Below are 18,733 nucleotides of genomic sequence, written 5' to 3'. Positions count from 1 at the left end.
GACGGCTCAGGCCACGCGAAGGGGTTTAGCGGGGCTTGGTCGATTTCGGTGTCCGGGAACGCAAAAGGCCCCGGTCCGAGGACCGGGGCCAAACGCGGAGACGGGGGGATTTGAACCCCCGGTCGAGTTTAACCCCGACCCTTCATTAGCAGTGAAGTCCATTCGGCCGCTCTGGCACGTCTCCAATTGCTATTACTAGCCCACCAAGGATACGCAGAACCGGCCATCCAGTGCAAAACGGCCGGCGCAGCTCGTCCAAAACGCGCCAGCACCCGCAAACCTGAGGAGTTTTTGTCCAGATAATGGGACTTGAGGCGCCCGTAACTCGCGATATCTGGACAAAAACTCCAGGTGGGGTCCGTCAGGCCGTGCCTTCTGCCAGCGCCTTCCACAGGAAGTGCTGGCTGCGGCCCTGGAGTGCGGCTGCCTGCCGGTTGTCCGAGGCGCCCGCGTGCCCGCCTTCGAGGGCTTCGTGGAACCAGACGTTGGGGATGCCCATGGCCAGCATGCGCGCGGCCATCTTCCGGGCTTGCACGGGACCCACCCGGTCATCGGACGTCGCGGTCCAGATGAAGGTTTCCGGGTACTCCACGCCGTCCTTCAGCTGGTGGTACGGCGAGAACGTCTTGATGAATTCCCAGTGCTCGGGCAGGTCAGGGTCGCCGTACTCGGCAATCCACGAGTGGCCGGCCGACAGCTTCGTGTAGCGGCGCATATCCAGCAGCGGAACCCCGCAGGACACGGCGCCGAACAGCTCGGGGTACCGCGTCAGCATGTTGCCCACCAGCAGGCCGCCGTTGGAGCCGCCGACGCAGCCGAGCCGCTCCCTGCTGGTGACGCCCCGCGAGATCAGGTGCCGGGCCACCGCCGCAAAATCCTCGTAGGCGCGGTGTCGGTTCTCCTGCAGCGCAGCCCGGTGCCAGGAGGGGCCGTACTCCCCGCCGCCACGGATATTGGCCACCACGTACACGCCGCCCCGGCTGTGCCCCTCCGGAAGGCCGTCGCCTGGAACAGCGGCAGTGCGCCGCTCCAGCCACGCCCGTCCGATGGTGCCGCTGTAGGCGGGGGTGCGCGAGACCTCGAAGCCCCCGTAGCCGGAAAGCTGCGTGGGGTTCTGCCCGTCCAGGACCAGGCCGCGCGCCCCCACCTGGAAGTACGGCACCTTCGTGCCGTCCGCAGAAACCGCGAAGTGCTGCTGCACCTCATACTCCGCTTCGTTGAAGAACGACGGCGAGGCCTTGACTTCCGCATGGCTGCTCACCACGCCTGCCTCGGCAGTCCCGCCGTCAGCCCCGCCGTCGCTGGTGCCGCGCGTCAGCGTCCCGCGGGTCAGAGTGCTGGGCGTCGTGAAGCCGGTGGCCACGAGCCAGAAGTCGTCACCGGCCCCACCTTCCGCCTCATCCTCGTCGTCCACCGCGAACGCATTGACATCGTGCAGCGGTGGGCAGGCGTCGAGCAGTGAGGACCGCCACGAGTCGGCCGGATCCAGCACCCGGATTTCCGAGGACACGTCCTTCAGCAGGTTCAGCAGCAGGAAGTTACGGGTCCAGCTCCAGGACTGCAGCGACGTGTGCGCGTCCGGGGCAAACAGGACCGTCAGCTCGCGCCCGCCGGCAAGGTACGCCTGGAAGTCGGCGGCGATCAGGGAACCGGCCGCGTAGGTGGTGCCGTCCACCGTCCAGTCGCGCTGCGGCCTGAACAGCAGCCATTCCCGGTGGACGCCGGTGTTCACGTCGGTGGGCACGTCCACCGGCACCCAGTCACCGTCCTGCAGTACCGACGTGCGGCGGTTGAAGAAGTCGATCCAGTCCACCGCGAACGTCCGCTCGAAGCCGGGCGTGGAGTCGTGGGCCACGATCGCCATCATGTGGTCCGCGGGGATCTCGAAGATGCGCGGCGCATCGGCCAAGGCCTGGCTGCGGCGAAGCCGCACGGCGGTGCGGGCGTACGAGGACGCCGTGCGGGGGAGATCCTCCGCGGTGCTGGCGACCAGCAGCGTGTCCGCATCGAGCCACGAGACGTTCCCCTTCGCCGTCGGAAGGTCAAAGCCGCCGGCGGCGGGATCAACGAAGGCGCGGGTCTCGACGTCGAATTCGCGGTAGCGGTTGGCGTCGCCGCCGTCGGGGGAGAGCGCCACCAGCGCGCGCCGGTACGGCTGCCCGGGTTCGGGCCGGAGCAGGTTTGCGCCGTGGAAGACCCATTCCACGCCGTCGGCGGCCGCCAGGGCATCCACGTCAAGCAGCACGTCCCACTCCGGGGCGTCGCTGCAGTAGCTTTCCCAGCTGGTCCGGCGCCACAGACCCTTGGGGTTCTCCCGGTCCTTCCAGAAGTTGTAGTACCACTCCCCGTGCTTGCTCACCATCGCGATCTTGTCCGTCGAGTCCAGCACCTCGAGGATTTCGCCCTCGAGCCGCGCGTAGTCGGCGTCCTCCAGCAGGTCTTCAGTGCGGGCATTCTGCTCGCGTACCCAGGCCAGCTGTTCCTCGCCGTAGATGTCCTCCAGCCAGATGTTCTCGTCGGTGGGCGCGGGCGCAGTCCCCGGAGGAACGGCGCCGGACGCGGGGGCAGAGTCAGCTGCAGTGGTGGTCATGGGCCCATCCAAACAACATCGCCGCTCAGCTAGCAAGTCACATGCGGATACTCTGGAAGGCGTGGTTATTTCGCAGAGCATCCGGACGGCGCTGATTGGCGCCGGTCCGAGGGGCACCAGTGTGCTGGAGCGGCTGCTCGCCAACTGGTCTGCCGCCCGCCCTGCCGGAGCCCGCCTGCACATCGACGTCATCGATCCGTTTCCCGCCGGTCCCGGCCACGTCTGGCAGCCCGGCCAGTCCCGTCTCTACCTGATGAACACACAGTCGTTCTACCCCACGCTGGTTCCCGAAGACACAGGTCTGGCAGCGCCGGTAGCGGGCACCACCTTCGACCGCTGGCGGAGAGCGCAGCAGCACAGCCCCCTCCCGGAGCTGTCCGACGACGAGCGGGCAGAGCTCGCCGTGCTGGGATCCGGCGACTTCCCCAGCCGTGCCATCTACGGCCGCTACCTGCAGTCCACCTTGGAGGAACTGCTCGCTGCGCTGCCCGACGGCGTCACCCTCGAGATGCACCAGGCGACGGCCACCGCTGCGCGCCGGCGGCCGGACGGAAAGTTCGACGTCGAACTGGCCGGCCACGGGACCCTCACCGTCGATTCTGTTGTCCTCGCGCTCGGCCACCTCGCGTCCCGGCTCAGCCCGGAACAGCGCGAACTGCAGGCTGCCGCCGCGCAACTGGGCCTGCGCTACCTCCCGCCGGCCGTTCCGGCCGACGTCGACTGGGGCGTGGTTCCGGCCCAGGAGCCGGTGCTGGTGCGCGGGATGGGCCTGAACTTCTTCGACGTGATGGGCCAGCTCACGGAGGGCCGTGGCGGGAAGTTCGTGGAGGCAGGGGACCGCCTGGAGTACCTGCCCTCGGGCCAGGAGCCCATCATTTTCGCCGCGTCCCGGCGCGGAACCCCGTACCGGTCCAAGGCCACCCTCGCCGGCTACTATCCGGCGTCGGTCTCGCTTCGCTACTTCACCGGGAAGGCACTGAAGAGGTTCGCCGCGGCCGGGATTGTGCCGGCCTTCGACCACGACCTCTGGCCGCTCCTGCACCGGGACGCGCTCTGGGCCTATTACACGACCCTGCTGCGCTCGCAGCCGGACGCGGTGCAGGACCATGCTGCGTTCCTCAAGGAGCTCGAGGAGGCGCTGCACCCGCATGCCCACAGCACCGGCCGCTGGGAAGAGGATTTCAACGCCGTTGTCGGCCGGCATGTCCATCCAGCCAGCAGGCTCGACTTGCGTGGGCTTGCCGCACCGCTGTCGGGGCGGACCTTTGCGTCGCGCTCTGAGCTGGATGCCGCCGTCGTCGATTACCTCGACGACGATGCGCGCCGCTCCGCGCTCGGTGAGGACGATCCCGTCAAGATGGCCATCGGTGCCCTGCACCATGGCCGTGCCGTGCTGAAATCGGTGGTGGCCGACGGCGGCATCACCGATGAGTCGTGGGTCGCCGGCCTTCGGGGCTGGTTTGAGTCGCTGGTGGAGGGCCTCGCCAGCGGTCCTCCCGCGCTGCGGGCCGAGCAGCTGGCTGCACTGGCGCGCGCCGGAATTGTCAGCTTCGTGGGCCCGGACCCCAAGTTCGGCGTGGCCCGCGGAAAGCGCGCCTTCACCGCCGCCTCGCCGTGGGTGCGCGGCGGGGCTGCAGAAGCACACACGCTGGTGGAGGCACTGGCACCGGCCAACAGGGTGGCCCTCAACGAGTCCCCGCTGCTGGAACAGCTCCTCGCCGACGGACTTGTCCGGCCGCGGACCATGATGACCGTGGAAGGCACGCCGGTGCAGTCCTCCGGGCTCGACGTCCGCCCGCATCCGTACCGGCCGGTGGCGGCGAACGGCGAGGTCACCGAGCGGATGTACGTGCTGGGGCTTCAGCTCTCGGCTACGCAGTGGGGAACGGCCATCGCCGCCGAAGCCGCGCAGCAGACCGGTCCTGTCTACCCCAGCGGGCAGCGCACGCTCCGCGACGCCGACGAGATCGCCAGGGCCATCCTCGGCCTGACCCCAAACGCGTCCTCACGTCCTGCCGCCTGACCGCAAACGCTCTCGCAATTCACGCCGCAACTCCACCGTTGGGCGCCCAAAGAGTGCCGGCCGGCAGCTTCGGAGGAGCTGCCGGCCGGCATCCGTTCAGCAGAGTCCCTATAGGGCGCCCTGCCCGCCGGTCCCGGCGTCGGCCGCGTTGCCCTGGCCGGTGTCGGTGATGAGCTTGAACCTGGCCCCGGTGGGGTCGGTCAGCGTGGCCATGCGGCCGTAGGGTGTGTCGTCCGGGCCGTCGACGAGGGTCGCGCCCAGGCTGACGGCCTTGTCGATGGCGGCGTTTGCGTTCTCGACGGCGAAATAGACAACCCAGTGGGAGGGGACTTCAGCGGGAAGGTCGTTTGAGGCGTCGTAGATTCCGGCCTTGGCATCCCGGCCGGCGCCGAGGGTGGTGTAGCGGAACTCCGGGGTGTCGCTCATGACGTCGGTGTTCCAGCCGAACACTTCCTGGTAGAACTTCACCGCGGCGCCGTAGTCCTTGGTGTGGAGCTCGTGCCAGGCCGGGGCGCCCGGCTCGCCAACAAGCTCGTAGCCGCGCATCTCCCGCGGCTGCCACACACCAACCGTGGCGCCGGAGGAATCACCGAAGAACGCCATGTGGCCCTGCTCCGGGACGTCCATAGGTTCCATGTACACCTGGCCGCCGTTTGCGGTGACCGCGGCAGCCGTGGCGGCGGCGTCGTCGGACCAGAGGTAAGTGGACCACATGTCCGGCATGCCTGCCTGGTCCTCCTGCTTTTGCATGATGCCGGCGACGGTCTTGCCGTTCTTCTGTGCGGTGATGTAGCCGCCGTACTTTTCCTGGTCCCCGGTCTGGAAGTCCCAGCCGAACAGCTCGCCATAGAACTGTTTCGCCTGGTTGGCATCGGTGGTCATAAGGTCGACCCAGCAGGGGGCGCCGGGTGTGGGTTCAGGCGTAGGCATAGTCTGCTCCTGGTGTGGTTTGCGGGATGTCCCCGCAGATCATGGAGGTGCTACGGACAGAACCGACACTATTCCGGGGGTGTGACAGTTTCAATGGGGAGTGGGTGCTCAGGGCTGGTCCGAGAATGACGTGGCCGGCTCCTGGTCGTCGTCGGCCTCGATCCACTCGGTGAAGTCCTTCAGCGACATGCACCAGTAGTAGTCCGAGTACCTCAGGCTCTGCTTGTCAGCTTTGCTCATGACCTCGACTCCCACATGCGACGGTGGATGCGGAAGCTCCATCCCGCGGTGGCAGGAAAGCGCTGATTCAAGTGAACGCCATCCGGCAGCCGCGCGCATGAGTGGCGCGTACTCGAATTCTGCAGGGCAGGTACTCGGATTACCTGATTTTCGGGCCACGGTCCGCACCCCTACTTGCCCGTAAATTCGGACACTACCTGCCCACGCAAAAGGCCGGCCGGACCAATCTTTCGATTGGCCCGGCCGGCCTTCAAAATGGCCGCCATTTCGGTGCTTTCGCACGGGGCCGGCCTTGCGCGGAAGGTAAGAGATTCGAACTCTTGGTACGGGGTTACCGCACACTGGTTTTCAAGACCAGCTCCTTCGGCCGCTCGGACAACCTTCCCTAACTAGTAGTGTTTCATAGGCAGCTGGCTGCAACAAAAACCGCCGCGTGGCAGTTGTCGCCGGTGCACAGTATTTTTGGGGCAGGAATCAGCTAGAAATCGGGAGTTCGCCATGAAAGCCGTCTTTATCTCGGAGCCCGGCGGGCCGGAAGTGCTGGAAATCCGCGAGGTGCCGGCTCCCGAGCCGGGCCAGGGCGAGGTCCTCATCGATGTGGTGGCAGCGGGCCTGAACCGCGCCGACGTCCAGCAGCGGAGGGGCTACTACCCGCCGCCGCCGGGTGCTTCGGAAATTCCCGGGCTGGAGGTTTCCGGCCGGATCGCGGGCTTCGGCCCAGGCGTCACCAAACCGTTCTCCATCGGGGACAAGGTGGTGGCGCTGCTGGCCGGCGGCGGCTATGCGCAGCAGGTCGCGGTGCCCTCGGAGCAGGTGCTGAGGATTCCCGACGGCGTCGACCTCGTTACCGCTGCGGCCCTGCCTGAGGTTGCGGCCACCGTCTACTCAAACCTGGTCATGACGGCGCAGCTGCAGCCGGGGGAGACGGTCCTGATCCACGGCGCGACGGGCGGCATCGGTACCATGGCCATCCAGCTGGCCAAGGCCCTGGGCGCCACCGTGGCCACCACTGCTGGCACCGACGAAAAAGTCAGCACCGCCAAGGCGTTCCTTGGCGCCGACATCGCCATCAACTATGCCGAGGAAGACTTCGCCGAGAGCCTTCGCGCCCAGAACGGGGGCAAGGGTGCCGACGTGATCCTGGACGTCGTGGGCGCCAAGTACCTGCAGAAGAACGTCGACGCCCTGGCGGATTACGGCCGGCTCGTCGTCATCGGGCTGCAGGGCGGCGCCAAGGGGGAACTGGACCTCGGTCAGCTGCTGCGCAAGCGTGCTGCCGTCGTGGCCACGGCCCTCCGGCCGCGCCCGCCTGCGGAGAAGGGCGTCATCATGACGGCGGTCCGGGACTCCGTCTGGCCCCTCGTCGCTGACGGGCGGATCCACCCGCTGGTGGCCAAGACCTTCCCGCTGGACCAGGTCAGGGCGGCCCACAAGTACTTCGACTCCGGTGAGCACGTGGGCAAGATCCTGCTGGTGATGTGACGCGGGCGGCCGGTAGATACTCAGTATTGCCATCGGCGGATACTCGGGCTAGGCTTTGGACATACGCGGTATGCACACGTCTTGGGGGCGTGTGCATGCCGCCGACTTCCAGCCAAGGAGCCAGATGTCCATCCGCCACAGCCTCCTCGCCCTCCTGCAGGACCAGCCGCGTTACGGCTACCAGCTCCGGGTCGAATTTGAAGACCGCACCGGTTCCACCTGGCCGCTGAACATCGGGCAGGTCTACACCACCCTCGACCGGCTGGAACGTGACGGCCTGGTCAGCAACGACGGCGGCGACGGCGAAGGCCACGTCGTGTACAGCATCACCGACGCCGGCCGGGCCGAGGTCGAGGGCTGGTTTGCGACGCCGGTGGAACGCAGCAATCCGCCGCGCAATGAGCTCGCCATCAAACTGGCGCTCGCCGTCACCCTGCCCGGGGTGGACGTGGCAGCCATCATCCAGGCCCAGCGCGCCGCGTCCATGCGCGCCCTGCAGGACTACACGAAGTCCCGGCGGGACACCGCGGCCAACCAGCGGGCGGCGGACACGGCCTGGCTGCTGGTACTGGATTCGCTGATCTTCCAGACGGAAGCCGAGATTCGCTGGCTGGACCTGTGCGAGGCCAGGATGGTGCAGCTTGCGCAGGCCTCCGGGACCCGCAGCCAGGCACGCAAAAACGGGGTCACCGCGGAAGAGGCCGCCCGGGTCACCCCGGAGAACCGCCGGTGAGCGTGCAGGGGCCGCAGCAGGTCCTCGAACTTGCCAAGGTCAGCAGGACCTTCGGGCACGGGGCGACGGCGGTCGCCGCCCTGCGGGATGTGGACCTGACCGTCAACGCGGGGGAGTTCGTCGCGGTGATGGGGCCGTCCGGATCCGGAAAATCATCCCTGCTGGCGCTGGCCGGCGGACTGGACCGGCCGACGTCGGGCGGTGTCTTTGTGGAGTCAACCCCGCTTGCGGGGCTGGGACTGAACGCACTGGCCCGGCTCCGCCGCCGTGCCGTGGGCTACGTCTTCCAGGACTTCAACCTGGTTCCGACGCTGTCCGCGGCGGAAAATGTGGCCCTGCCGCTCGAGCTCGACGGCGTGCCGGCGCGGAAAGCGCACCGCCAGGCACTCGACGCCCTGCGGCAGGTGGGGATTCCCGGGCTGGGGCACCGGTTTATGGATGAGATGTCCGGCGGGCAGCAGCAGCGCGTGGCCATCGCACGCGCCATCGTGGGAAGCCGCCGGCTGATCCTTGCCGACGAACCCACCGGCGCGCTGGATTCCACGACGGGCCACGGCGTGATGGATGTGCTCCGCTCCCGGGCCGACGCCGGCGCGGCCGTCATGCTGGTCACGCATGAGGCCCGCCATGCCGCCTGGGCGGACCGCGTGGTGTTCATCCGTGACGGCCGGATCGTGGACGAGGCAGCGGCCATGCACGATCCCGCAGTTCTCCTGGCACCGGCCGGCTGAAATGGCCCTTGACGTCGCCCCCGTGCCGCACGGCCGCTGGCACAGTTTCCGCCTTGCCCTCCGGATGGCGCGCCGGGACATCAGCCGGCACCGCGGCCGCTCCCTGCTGATCATCCTCCTGATCCTGCTGCCCGTTGCCGGCATGACCGGTGCCGCGGCCCTGGCGCAAAGCATGCAGGAGTCGCCGGCGGAACGGGTGCAGTACCAGCTGGGCAGCACGCAGGCGCGGTTCCGGAGCATGCCTGCCTCCAACGCCGAAACAGTGCAGGACCCTGTCCTTGAGACGGCAACCATGACGCGGAACTTCACCGTCGACCCGGACTTCACGCCGCGGAATCCGCAGGATGCCATTCCCGCCGGCTATGACGTCCTCACCGAAACGCAGCTGACGCTCACCGTCCGGGCCGGATTGTCCCGGGCCGGCACGCCCCGGGGCGGGGCGTCCGACGTCCCGGTGATGGCCAAGGCCGTCGACGCCTTGGACCCCGCCTTCACCGGTAAGTACACGCTTCTGGACGGCAGGCCCGCCGCCGCTGATGACGAGATCCTCGTCTCGCCCGGTGCGCTGGAACGCTTCGGGATCCGCCTCGGGGACAGGCTCACGACGGCGGACGGCACCTTCGCCGTCGTCGGCACACTTCGGGATGCCACCTACTCGGACGGCAACCCCATCCTGTTCCTCAGGCCCGGCCAGGCTGAGATGGGCAGCCCGGCCGCTCCGGGGTATCCGCTCGGTGAAACGATGTACTACCTCGTGGGCTCAAAACCCGTCCAGTGGGACCAGATCCGTGCCCTGAACAGGTACGGCATCGCGGTATTGTCCCGCGCCGTGGCACTTGACCCGCCGGTCCCGTCGGGCGCAGCCACCGGCTCCGAAGCCATGCCCGCCGCCGGCTACGTCGCCGGCGTGCTGATCGGGACACTTGCCCTGCTCGAAGTGGGCCTCCTGGCCGGCGCGGCCTTTGCCGTGGGCGCCAAGCGGCAGGTCCGCGAGCTCGCCCTGCTGGCCGCCAGCGGCGCCGAAGCGCCCACCGTCCGGGCGGTGGTGACGGCCGCGGGACTGTGGCTTGGCACCATCGCGGTCGTAGCAGGCGCCGTGCTGGGTGCCGGCGGGGCCGCCGCGGTGGTGGCGGTAGCCAGGCACCTCGGCTCGGTCCGCTTTCCCGGCTTCCACCTGGACATGCTGCCCACCATTGCAGCCATGGCAATGGGCCTGCTGGCGTGCTTCCTGGCCGCGGCGGTTCCGGCACGGCAGGTTGCGCGGCAGGCCGTGCTTGGGGCGTTGAAGTCGGGCCGCGCACCGGCTGTTTCGGGGCCCTGGCTGGCGCGAGTGGGGGCACTGCTGCTGGTTGTGGCCATCACCTGCCTCGCAGCCGCGCGAACGCTGGGGATGACCGCTGACTTGGACGCCGTCGCGGCCCGGACCCCGCTGGTGGCGGCGTTGCTCACCGGCGGCGCGGTCCTGGCGGTGGCGGCCCTGGTGCTGTTAACCGGGACGTTCGTGAAAATCCTGACGGCTCGCACCGCCTGGCTGCCGCTGCCGCTGCGGATGGCCGCCCGGGACTCTGCCAGGAACCGGAGCCGTACCGTGCCCGCCGTGGCGGCGGTCCTCGCCGCAGCTACGCTGGCCAGTGCAGCGATGGTCCTCTCCGCCAGCCAGATGGCGGAGGCCAAGCGTACGCACATGTGGGCTGCTCAGGAAAACCAGGTCTCACTGCCGCTGGAAACCGCACCGGTCCAATCACTGGGGATGGCGCCCGCACCGGACATTGACCCGGCTGCCGTAGACGCGGCGCTGCGGCGGGAGCTCAGCACCGTGCAGTGGACGCAGCTCCTGAAGGGCCCGGTGCTGAGCAAGTGCGACATGCAGGCGTCCGCCGGTGGATCCCGTCCCGCCAGCGACGGCGGAGCGGACTGCCGGCAATACAAGCTCGCCGTGCCGGCCGGCCAAGAGTGCCCGGCCACACCGCAGGGCCGTGTCCTGGACGGGCAGGACTGGCGGTGCAACGGATCGATGTCTGCCGCCGGTTCCACCGGCCAGCTTCCGCCGTTGGTGGTTGGCGGAGTGGACGAGCTTCGGGCTCTGCTGGGCCGGGAACCCAGCCCTGCCGCGGTGGACGCACTGAACAGCGGGGCAATGGTGGTCAGCAACGCGGTCTTCGAAAAGGACGGGAAGACCACGCTGCAGTCCTACGACGTGCGCCAGCCCGTTCCCGGCCCTGGTTCCGCAGTTGCCTACAAGCCCCTGGACAACAAAGAGCTGCCGGCAGTCGTGGAGGCGCCGGACGTGCCGGTCGCGTTCTATGGTGTGCTTCCTCCGGAGACCGCATCCATCCTGGGCATCCACGTCGGCAACTCCGTGCTGCTCGCCCAGCTGTCCGCCTACCCGGAAGCCGCTGAACAGGACAGGGCGTCCGCGGCACTGGCGCAGGTTTACCGAATCCAGGCGATGGGCTTCTACGTGGAGCCGGGAGCGGACCGCACCGGGTCCGAACTGCTGTGGCTGATCGTTGGCACCAGCGCACTCATCACGCTCAGCGCGGCCGGCATCACTACGGGCCTGGCGCTCGCCGATGCCCGGGCAGACCACATGACGCTGGCGGGGGTAGGTGCGCCGCCGCGCCTGCGGAAGGCCCTGGCCGGAGCGCAGTCGCTGATGACCGCGTCCCTTGGCACCTCGCTGGGAGTTGCCGCCGGCGTGGTCCCTGCAGTCCTGCTCATCGGGGCCACCCGGATGTTTGCAGAGCCGGTCATCCCGTGGATGCCGCTTTTGGCACTGCTCGTTGCAGTCCCGCTGACCGGCAGCGGCCTGGCCTGGGCCTTCGCACGTGCCCGGCTGCCGGTGTCCCGGCGGAGTCCCGGCACCTAAGAACGCGCCGCTTACCGCGGCATCGGGACCGCTCGCCGATTCCTCGGGCAGCCCCGCGCAAATGGCCGCGGATGCAGCGCTACCGGTTGGTAGGGTGCCCGTGGCACAGTCCGTGCCAACTGGGAATCTCAAGGAGGAGACATGGGCACCATGCCTGAGGACGGGACCCGAACGGCGGGCGGGGAACTGATTCCCGCCGCCGACGAAGCGCTGCCGCCGGCGTCCGTCGATGACGCAGTCCGCGACGCCGAGGAGCGCAGATGGACCCCTGCGAAGATCGCCCTCTGGGTAGCCATCGCGCTCCTGGGCGGCGTGGCCTGGTTCATGCTGGCCATCGTCAGGGGCGAAACGGTCAACGCGATCTGGTTCGTGTTTGCCTCGGTGTGCACCTACCTGATCGGCTACCGCTTCTACTCGAAGGTCATCGAGCGCTATCTGCTCAAGCCGGATGACCGCCGCGCCACACCGGCTGAGTACAAGGCTGACGGCAAGGACTACGTCCGCACGGACCGCAACGTCCTCTTCGGCCACCACTTCGCCGCCATCGCCGGCGCCGGCCCGCTCGTCGGCCCCGTCATCGCCGCCCAGATGGGGTACCTCCCCGGCACCATCTGGATCATTATCGGCGTCGTCCTTGCCGGTGCCGTCCAGGACTACCTGGTCATGTTCTTCTCCATGCGCCGCGGCGGCCGTTCCCTCGGCCAAATGGCGCGCGAGGAACTCGGGGTCATCGGCGGCACCGCCGCCCTGGTGGCAACCCTGCTGATCATGGTGATCATCGTCGCGATCCTGGCGCTCGTCGTCGTGAACGCCCTGGGGGAGAGCCCGTGGGGCGTCTTCTCGGTGGGTATGACCATCCCGATCGCGTTGTTCATGGGTGTGTACCTGCGGTACCTGCGTCCGGGCAAGGTCATGGAGGTGTCCATCATCGGGTTCGTGCTGCTCATGGCGGCGATCGTCGGCGGCGGCGCCGTGGCCGGCACCGAATGGGGCGCAGCGTTCTTCCACCTGGACAAGGTCACCATCGCGTGGGGCCTCATCGTGTACGGGTTCATCGCCGCCATCCTGCCCGTGTGGCTCCTGCTCGCTCCGCGCGACTACCTCTCAACGTTCATGAAGATCGGCGTGATCGCGATGCTGGCCGTGGCCATCATCGTGGTGCGGCCCGAAATCACCGTTCCCGCGTTCAGCGAGTTCGCCGGCCGCGAGAACGGTCCGGTCTTCTCCGGCGCCCTGTTCCCGTTCCTGTTCGTCACCATCGCCTGCGGCGCGCTGTCCGGCTTCCACGCCCTGATTTCCTCCGGCACCACGCCGAAGCTCATCGAGAAGGAGCGGCAGACCCGCTTCATCGGCTACGGCGGCATGCTGATGGAATCCTTCGTCGCCATCATGGCCCTCGTCGCGGCCATTTCGATCGACCGCGGGATTTATTTCGCCATGAACGCCCCAGCGGCGCTGACCGGCGGAACCGTGGAGACGGCGGCCCAGTGGGTCAACAGCCTCGGCCTGGCCGGTGTAAACATCACCCCCGACGTCCTGGCCCAGACCGCCTCGAACGTGGGCGAGGAAAGCATTGTCTCGCGCTCCGGCGGCGCGCCCACCCTGGCCGTGGGCCTGGCCCACATCATGCAGCAGTTCATCGGCGGGACCGGAATGATGGCTTTCTGGTACCACTTTGCCATCATGTTCGAAGCGCTGTTCATCCTCACTGCGGTCGACGCCGGGACGCGGGTTGCGCGGTTCATGCTGCAGGACTCGATCGGGAACTTTGCCCCGAAGTTCAAGGAGGCGTCCTGGCGGCCGGGCGCGTGGCTTTGCACGGCCGTCATGGTGGGCGCCTGGGGCGCGGTGCTGCTGATGGGCGTCACCGACCCGCTGGGCGGCATCAACACCCTGTTCCCGCTGTTTGGCATCGCGAACCAGCTGCTGGCGGCGATCGCACTGGCTGTCTGCATGGCAATCGCGGCGAAGCGCGGTTCCTTCAAGTACCTGTGGATCGTTGCCGTGCCGCTGGCCTTCACCGCCGTCGTCACCATCACGGCGAGCATCCATAAGATTTTCTCCTCCGTTCCGGCGGTGGGGTACTTCGCCAACAACGCGGCGTTCAGCAAGGCCCTGGCCGACGGAAAGACCTCCTTCGGCACGGCCAAGACCACCACGGCCATGGAAGCGGTGGTCCGCAACACCATGATCCAGGGCTGGCTGTCCGTCATCTTCGTGGTCCTGAGCATCATCGTCATCGTCACGGCCGTGGTGGCCACCGTGAAGGCCTTCCGGAACACGACAGCGGGGATCCCCAATGTCAACAACGAGGACAGGCCCCGTCCCTCCCGTGTCTACGCCCCCGCCGGACTGATCCCCACCGCCGCCGAGCGCGAGCTCCTGGCCGAGTGGAACAACCTGCCCGCTGACACGCGCATGGAGCGGGCGGGACACCACTGATGTCTGCCGCACCCGGACCGGCCGGCCTCCTGCATCCGGTGGCGCAGGCCTTCCGCGGCTTCGCGCGGTATCTTCAGGGCGTCATGGGGGCTGACGCCTACTCGAAGTACCTGGAACACCATGCGGCGGCAGGCCACGGCACGCCGCCCATGGACGAGCGAGCGTTCTGGCGGGACCGGACGGACCGCCAGGACACCAACCCGCAGGGAAGGTGCTGCTGACCATGGCTGTCTTGCCGGCCGGATTCGCCGTCCGCAGGATCGGACCGGCGGATGCCGGCGCACTCGTCGCGCTGGCGGCCGCGGACAATCTCTTTGACGAGGACCCGGGCACCGCGCCGTCGGGGGAATTAAACCCCGACGGCGCGCGGGACTTCCTCGCGGACCCCTCGGTTCTCTTCTGGCTGGCGGAGGCCGGGGGAGAGGCCTTGGGATTCCTGCACTGCTGCGTCCAGCGGCGCCGGACGCCCGGCCCCTGGGCGGAACTCCTGCTGATGGAGATGGGCACGCACGCCGAATGGCGCCGCCGGGGCATCGGCCGGGCGCTTATTGCCGAGATGGAGGCCTGGATGCGGGGCAACGGAGTCGCGGAAGTGTGGGTTCCGGCCAACACGTACGCCGTCGGCTTCTACCGCAAATGCGGTTTCGCTACGGACGAAGGCGAAATCCTGGTCAAGGAGCTTCATTGACTGGACTCCGCATTCCGGGCCCGTGAGAGTATGAACGCATGAGCGATCCCGAAGACACTCAACCCACCCGGTCGGCCGAGGACGAGGTACCTGTGGAGGGCACCACCCTGGATGCCGGGCCTGCCCAGGATGCGTCCGCAGACCGCCCCGCCGAGGCGGAAAAGCCCAAGACGAACCTGCACGATCTCGTGGATGAGCCGGCCAAGGTGATGCGGATCGGCACCATGATCCGGCAACTGCTGGAAGAGGTGAAGTCCGCGCCCCTGGACGACGCCGCGCGGGGCCGCCTGGCGGGCATCCACGAGCGCTCCATCAAGGAGCTTGAGGACGGCCTGGCGCCGGAACTGGTGCAGGAGCTGGAACGGCTCAGCCTGCCCTTCCCGGACGACGCCACGCCCTCGGACGCCGAACTGCGGATCGCCCAGGCCCAGCTGGTGGGCTGGCTGGAGGGCCTCTTCCACGGCATCCAGACCGCAATTGCCGCTCAGCACGCAGCCCGCGAACACACCCTGGCCCAGATGCAGGTCCGGCAGCTCCCGCCGGGCACAGTCATCGCGCCCGGCGTCGTCATCGGTGAAAACGGCGAGCCGCAGCGTGCCAAGGCACCCCAGCCCGGCGCTGACCCGCTGCACCCGGGCCGCAAGGAAGACACTGACCACGGCCCCGGCCAGTATCTGTAGGCCCCTTTGGGATTTTTCACGGCCGCCCGGCAAGGGCGGAAAGACGACGCCGAACTTGGCAAGGGCTTATGGCGCCGCGCTCACGACCGGTTCCACCGCGGCCTGGACCGGTACCACCAGGTGCTCGAAGGCGTGGAGGATGACCAGCTCTATGCGGAGCTGGTGGAGATAGCCAACCAGCTGGCCGCCCTTTCCGGACGCGTCCGGGAGATCTGCGTTGAGGCGCAGCGCCGCTCGCCCAGCGACGGGCTGGATATTCCGCACAGCCTGTCCGGCGTCCACCGCTCGCTCTCCAAGGCCGGCAACTCGCTGGCCGCCACCGCCGAGGCGGCCGCGATGCTGCGGCTGGCCGTGGGGCCAGTGCCCGTTGGCGCGGCTTCGGTCTGGCGGCGGGCAGAGACTGTATTTGAGCAGGTGGCCGACGCCGAGCGGCACCTGTCGGAGTCCTGAACGGCGGCGTCCTCCCGCCGCCGAAATATTCCCCGGAACGGTCCGTTACGCGGCTAGCTTAGCTTCGTCATATTCGGTGCGGTTCACGTTTGATTGTTGGCAGGATGGACAAATGACTTCTTCACCAACACTGACATTCAATGACGGCAACACCATTCCCCAGCTGGGCTACGGGGTGTGGCAGGTAGAAGACGACGTAGCCGAAAAGGTTGTCTTCCAAGCGTTTCAGGCCGGGTTCCGCCACATCGACACCGCCAAGATCTACGGCAACGAATCCGGCGTCGGCCGGGCGATTGCCAGCTCCGGGCTGTCGCCGGAGGAAATCTTCATCACCACCAAGCTGTGGAACGCCGACCAGGGCTACGAATCAACGCTTGCCGCGTTCGAGGAGTCCCTGGAGCGCCTGGGCCTTGAAACCCTGGACCTCTACCTGATCCACTGGCTGCAGCCGAAGCAGGACAAGTACGTTGACACCTGGAAGGCGCTGATCGAGCTTCAGAAGCGCGGCAAGGTCAAGTCCATCGGCGTCTCCAACTTCACCGTCGAGGGTCTGCAGCGGATCATCGACGAGACCGGCGTGGTTCCTGCCATCAACCAGGTGGAACTGCACCCCTACTTCAACCAGTCGGAACTGCGCGACTTCAATGCTTCCCAGGGGATTCTGACGCAGGCCTGGTCTCCGCTGGGCCAGGGCGGGGAGCTCCTGGAGGACCCGGTTATTGCGGGTATCGCACAGAAGCACGGCGCCACTCCGGCGCAGGTGGTCATTGCATGGCACCTCGCCATCGGAAATGTCGTCATCCCCAAGTCCGTCACCGAGTCCAGGATCCGTGAGAACTTTGACGCCCTGACCGTCACACTGGACGCCGGGGACATCGAAGCCATCAACGGACTGGACCGCACCGCGGAAGGAAGCGGCAGGATCGGCCCGGACCCGGCCGTCTCCGACTTCGCCTGATAGGCAGATACCGGCTGAGAGGCCCCGCTCGTCCGCCCACGCGGATGGGCGGGGCCTTTCCGCGTTAATCGGACTGCATGGGCAGCCTTTGCAGGGTCAGGCCGCGAGCTGTTCCTGCTGGATCGCAACGGCGTCGATGATGGCCCAGCTGTCCTCGCCGGTAATGCTGCGGCTGGCGAAGCGCTCTGCTGCCGCCACGGTATCGAAGACCTCGGTGCGGATCCGGCCGCAGTCGGCGTCGAAGTACGTCACGTGGAATTCCTGATTATTTTCCATGGCTCCATCGTGCAACCGGGGTCTGACATTTTTGGCAGTTCAGTCCGGCGTGTTGCGGAGCCGGAGCACACGTTCCTTCGCCAGCACCGCAGACCGCTCGCTTTTCTCCGCCGCCCGGGCGTACTGCTTCGCCTCAGCGGCGGCGGTCTCGCGCTCCTTGCGCGCGGCATCGAGTGAATGTTCCAAGGTGCGGAGCCGCAGCCGGGCCTCATTGACTTCGGCTGTGAGCCGGACGAAGTCTGCGGCGGCTTCCTCCTGGGCCCGGGCGCGGCGTGCAGCCTCGTCTGCGGCATCGGCTGCCGCCTCCTCCGCCTCCGCCAGCGCTGCCTCGGCCTTCTCCAGGAGGGACGGCGTGACTGGACGGGGCGCGGTGCGGACGGCCTGGAGGCGCGGCTTTTCCTGCTCTACGGCGTCGGTGTCCGCCCGGGCCGCGGCTTTGGGTGGCTGGGTCCGTGCGCACCGGCTGGACGGGGCCGTGGTGGCGGGAGGTTCCTGCTGGCGGCCTTTCGGTGAAGCACCAGCCGGGCGCAACGCGGCGCCTGCCGGACGCTGTGCTTCGCCCGTACGCTTCGGTGGGACCGGCCGCGGCGGCAGCTTGCCCAGGGCCGACGGAACCGCCACGGCGGCACTGAGATCCACCTGGTCAACGCCGTCGGCGGACAGCCCGCGGAGCAACAGACCGCTTTCGACGGCGGCGGCAGCCGCGAGGTCCGCGGTGGCGGCCCGCAGTGTCTCTTCGACCTCGGTGGCAACTGCGCCGCTCACCTTCCGCCCCTGCTTTTCGGCGGCGAGCCGGGCCTCACCCACGGCGGTGCCAAGGAGCTTCCGCCGTTCCTTGGCAAGCTCCCTCAAAGCCGCGGCATCAAGTGATGCCTGGGCTTCCTGCATGGTCTGACCGAGTGTCCTGAGCTGCTCCACGGCATCGGGGCTGTGGTGGGCCAGCATGTTGACGGTCCAGGCGGCCACTGAAGGCTTCGGCAGGGACCGGATCGCCTGGGCAAGGGGCTTGTCCGATGCCGCGGCGTCCTTGGCGGCAGCAGTGCGGGCAGCGATGAACTCGTCGAACGGAAGCGCGTACAAGGCCTGGGCGGCGCGCTCCAGTTCCTCGTCCATGACAGCCATCATATGTACCGTCACGCGGGTTTGAGCATGCATTCACGCCGGGCAACACGCGTGCAGCGCGTCGGCCGGGGGGTGTTTCGCCCTAGTGGGCGGCCAGCCTGCCGCGCGGGCGGTTCTGCCACCTGTCCAGCAGGGAGTGATACATCCTGAGGACAGCTTTGTAGAGGCCAACGGCCGTGACATTGATGAGCAGAACAATCACCTGCATGGCGCCGGCGCCGAGCAGAAGCAGGCCAAGAATAGCGAGCGCCGGCAGAAACATGACAAAAACGGCGATACCAACGGCGATATAGCCGAGGGCGTAGCTGACGATTGTCGCCTGGTCCACTGAAACCCACCACAACCAGCTCAAGAACTCCGGATGCTGCGATCCCCTCCGCAGCTAGGGTGATGTGGTCCCCGGCTGCTCCTGCAGCCGGGGACCACTTAGCGGGAATGGGATCCGCACGCTGATGATGCTGCACCTGCACACTATGCGCTGTGGCGTTCTCTGAAAGCTCTCCGCCCAACAAGCAGCTT

The 18,733-nt window shown here is 67.8% G+C and carries 17 protein-coding genes and 2 tRNA genes; 11 read left to right on the top strand and 8 right to left on the bottom strand.

Features of this window, described 5'->3' with window-relative positions; all coding sequences use genetic code 11:
- Positions 1-95: 95 nt before the first annotated feature.
- Positions 96-184, bottom strand: a tRNA-Ser gene (locus tag ACFVTE_RS00195).
- 177 nt (positions 185-361) lie between these two features.
- Positions 362-2,590 (bottom strand): prolyl oligopeptidase family protein, encoded by a 2,229-nt coding sequence (locus ACFVTE_RS00190; RefSeq protein ID WP_387095211.1) that lies wholly within the window; start codon positions 2,588-2,590, stop codon positions 362-364.
- 61 nt (positions 2,591-2,651) lie between these two features.
- Here ACFVTE_RS00190 and ACFVTE_RS00185 point away from each other — a divergent pair, with 61 nt between their 5' ends.
- Positions 2,652-4,613: an FAD/NAD(P)-binding protein gene (locus ACFVTE_RS00185; protein ID WP_387095208.1), complete on the top strand. Its 1,962-nt coding sequence runs from the start codon at positions 2,652-2,654 to the stop codon at positions 4,611-4,613.
- Between the two features lie 108 nt (positions 4,614-4,721).
- Here the strand turns inward: ACFVTE_RS00185 and ACFVTE_RS00180 are convergent, their stop codons facing one another.
- From ACFVTE_RS00180 to ACFVTE_RS00170, 3 genes are all read right to left on the bottom strand, one after another.
- Positions 4,722-5,543, bottom strand: coding sequence for a VOC family protein (locus ACFVTE_RS00180; protein WP_387095205.1), 822 nt, complete (start codon positions 5,541-5,543; stop codon positions 4,722-4,724).
- 108 nt (positions 5,544-5,651) lie between these two features.
- Positions 5,652-5,783, bottom strand: coding sequence for a hypothetical protein (locus ACFVTE_RS00175; protein WP_387095202.1), 132 nt, complete (start codon positions 5,781-5,783; stop codon positions 5,652-5,654).
- Between the two features lie 297 nt (positions 5,784-6,080).
- Positions 6,081-6,168 (bottom strand) — tRNA-Ser (locus ACFVTE_RS00170).
- Between the two features lie 113 nt (positions 6,169-6,281).
- On the opposite strand from ACFVTE_RS00170, the gene ACFVTE_RS00165 reads away from it, so the two are divergent.
- From ACFVTE_RS00165 to ACFVTE_RS00120, 10 genes are all read left to right on the top strand, one after another.
- Complete coding sequence (locus ACFVTE_RS00165; protein WP_387095199.1) at positions 6,282-7,265, top strand: NAD(P)H-quinone oxidoreductase; 984 nt, start codon at positions 6,282-6,284, stop codon at positions 7,263-7,265.
- Positions 7,266-7,389: 124 nt separating this feature from the next.
- Positions 7,390-7,998: a PadR family transcriptional regulator gene (locus ACFVTE_RS00160; RefSeq protein WP_387095197.1), complete on the top strand. Its 609-nt coding sequence runs from the start codon at positions 7,390-7,392 to the stop codon at positions 7,996-7,998.
- Positions 7,995-8,729 carry an ABC transporter ATP-binding protein gene (locus tag ACFVTE_RS00155; RefSeq protein ID WP_387095195.1) on the top strand — a complete coding sequence of 245 codons (735 nt, stop codon included), beginning with the start codon at positions 7,995-7,997 and terminating at the stop codon, positions 8,727-8,729. The genes ACFVTE_RS00160 and ACFVTE_RS00155 overlap by 4 nt, the downstream gene beginning before the upstream one ends.
- Before the next feature lies 1 nt (position 8,730).
- Complete coding sequence (locus ACFVTE_RS00150; protein ID WP_387095193.1) at positions 8,731-11,598, top strand: FtsX-like permease family protein; 2,868 nt, start codon at positions 8,731-8,733, stop codon at positions 11,596-11,598.
- Positions 11,599-11,739: 141 nt separating this feature from the next.
- Positions 11,740-14,040: a carbon starvation CstA family protein gene (locus tag ACFVTE_RS00145; RefSeq protein WP_387095190.1), complete on the top strand. Its 2,301-nt coding sequence runs from the start codon at positions 11,740-11,742 to the stop codon at positions 14,038-14,040.
- Positions 14,040-14,261 (top strand): YbdD/YjiX family protein, encoded by a 222-nt coding sequence (locus tag ACFVTE_RS00140; protein WP_387095187.1) that lies wholly within the window; start codon positions 14,040-14,042, stop codon positions 14,259-14,261. Before ACFVTE_RS00145 ends, ACFVTE_RS00140 begins: the two co-directional genes overlap by 1 nt.
- Positions 14,262-14,263: 2 nt before the next feature.
- A complete protein-coding gene (locus ACFVTE_RS00135; protein ID WP_387095185.1) occupies positions 14,264-14,728 on the top strand; it encodes a GNAT family N-acetyltransferase in 465 nt (154 codons plus the stop codon).
- 38 nt (positions 14,729-14,766) lie between these two features.
- Positions 14,767-15,408, top strand: a complete 642-nt coding sequence (locus ACFVTE_RS00130; RefSeq protein ID WP_387095183.1) for a bacterial proteasome activator family protein — start codon at positions 14,767-14,769, stop codon at positions 15,406-15,408.
- A 6-nt stretch (positions 15,409-15,414) separates the two neighbouring features.
- The gene (locus ACFVTE_RS00125; protein WP_387095181.1) at positions 15,415-15,858 is read left to right on the top strand and encodes a hypothetical protein; all 444 of its coding nucleotides are present in this window, start codon (positions 15,415-15,417) and stop codon (positions 15,856-15,858) included.
- A 112-nt stretch (positions 15,859-15,970) separates the two neighbouring features.
- The gene (locus ACFVTE_RS00120) at positions 15,971-16,816 is read left to right on the top strand and encodes an aldo/keto reductase (RefSeq protein WP_387095178.1); all 846 of its coding nucleotides are present in this window, start codon (positions 15,971-15,973) and stop codon (positions 16,814-16,816) included.
- A gap of 96 nt (positions 16,817-16,912) precedes the next feature.
- On the opposite strand, the gene ACFVTE_RS00115 is transcribed toward ACFVTE_RS00120, so the two are convergent.
- The 3 genes from ACFVTE_RS00115 to ACFVTE_RS00105 form a co-directional block, all read right to left on the bottom strand.
- Positions 16,913-17,092 carry a hypothetical protein gene (locus ACFVTE_RS00115; RefSeq protein WP_387095176.1) on the bottom strand — a complete coding sequence of 60 codons (180 nt, stop codon included), beginning with the start codon at positions 17,090-17,092 and terminating at the stop codon, positions 16,913-16,915.
- Between the two features lie 39 nt (positions 17,093-17,131).
- Positions 17,132-18,205, bottom strand: a complete 1,074-nt coding sequence (locus ACFVTE_RS00110) for a hypothetical protein (protein ID WP_387095173.1) — start codon at positions 18,203-18,205, stop codon at positions 17,132-17,134.
- Positions 18,206-18,296: 91 nt separating this feature from the next.
- Positions 18,297-18,542 (bottom strand): hypothetical protein, encoded by a 246-nt coding sequence (locus ACFVTE_RS00105; protein ID WP_387095171.1) that lies wholly within the window; start codon positions 18,540-18,542, stop codon positions 18,297-18,299.
- Between the last annotated feature and the right edge of the window lie 191 nt (positions 18,543-18,733).

The sequence above is a fragment of the Arthrobacter sp. NPDC058097 genome, from assembly GCF_042884885.1.
Classification (GTDB): domain Bacteria; phylum Actinomycetota; class Actinomycetes; order Actinomycetales; family Micrococcaceae; genus Arthrobacter.
Note: the sequence above shows the minus strand (reverse complement) of the source record. Positions and strands in the feature narration are given on the sequence as shown.